The sequence below is a fragment of the Bartonella sp. DB5-6 genome (assembly GCF_000278115.1).
In the GTDB taxonomy this organism is placed as follows: Bacteria; Pseudomonadota; Alphaproteobacteria; order Rhizobiales; family Rhizobiaceae; genus Bartonella; species Bartonella refiksaydamii.
The window spans coordinates 4,680-5,385 of record NZ_JH725127.1; the positions used below are offsets into that span (position 1 = coordinate 4,680).

A 706-nucleotide genomic window follows, 5' to 3' on the forward strand; every position below is an offset into this window, starting at 1 on the left:
TTTACGGCACATCTCATTTAGAACAAAAACCTTTAAGTAAATCACGGAGTAAAAAATGAAACAAACTTTAAAGCTATTAGGAGCTGTAACTTTGTTAAGTATCACCGGATGTCAGTTTAATAAAACTCCTACACCATATCTAGGAATGTGGGAAAAGCCTGGAGCAGACTTTACTGAGATAGGAAAAGCCTTGTTAGAATGTGGAATGCCAACCCCTTATGATATCGATCCAGAAAATAAAAAGCTAAGCAATAATGCATGGGCAACAATTCATGCTTGCATGATCCAAGCAGGATTCCGCTATAAAGATCAAAGAGGGGGGGGGTGGTGTTATACTTTTAGAGAGGAAAACTTGCCCATTTGTCGTCCAGGTGCTGTCATCCCTCAACGAAGTGTCAAGAAGCGCTTAAATAGCCCGTTTTGTAAAAAGCATCCAGAACAATATGAATGCTATCCTTAAATTTTGCTGTTTGTGATGATCAACAATCCCCTTTTTGCTTTCGCTTGAAATGTCGAGATTGTTTCCTCGGTCTCACTATTTAACGGCTGAGGAAAAGAAGCACTTGCAAGCTGGCTCTGATGGCAAGGTTCATGTTTCCTTCAATGGCATTTTTACTCCGCCTGAAGAGGCAGCTGTTTATGCGGTTCAACATGCTAAAAATCAAAATGAACCGCTTTATATTGTTATCTTCCCCCAAGCGGATTC

1 protein-coding gene and 1 pseudogene are annotated in these 706 nt (G+C 40.2%); both read left to right on the forward strand.

The window, feature by feature from the left end:
• The first annotated feature begins 55 nt into the window (after window positions 1–55).
• Window positions 56–460 (forward strand): hypothetical protein, encoded by a 405-nt coding sequence (locus tag MCO_RS09260; RefSeq protein ID WP_007554122.1) that lies wholly within the window; start codon window positions 56–58, stop codon window positions 458–460.
• A gap of 64 nt (window positions 461–524) precedes the next feature.
• Window positions 525–706 (forward strand): annotated as a pseudogene (locus MCO_RS11605) (filamentous hemagglutinin); the annotation flags it as partial.

Coding starts and splice junctions, on each gene's coding strand:
- MCO_RS09260 (WP_007554122.1), top strand. CDS start 56: ATGAAACAAACTTTAAAGCTATTAGGAGCTGTAACTTTGTTAAGTATC.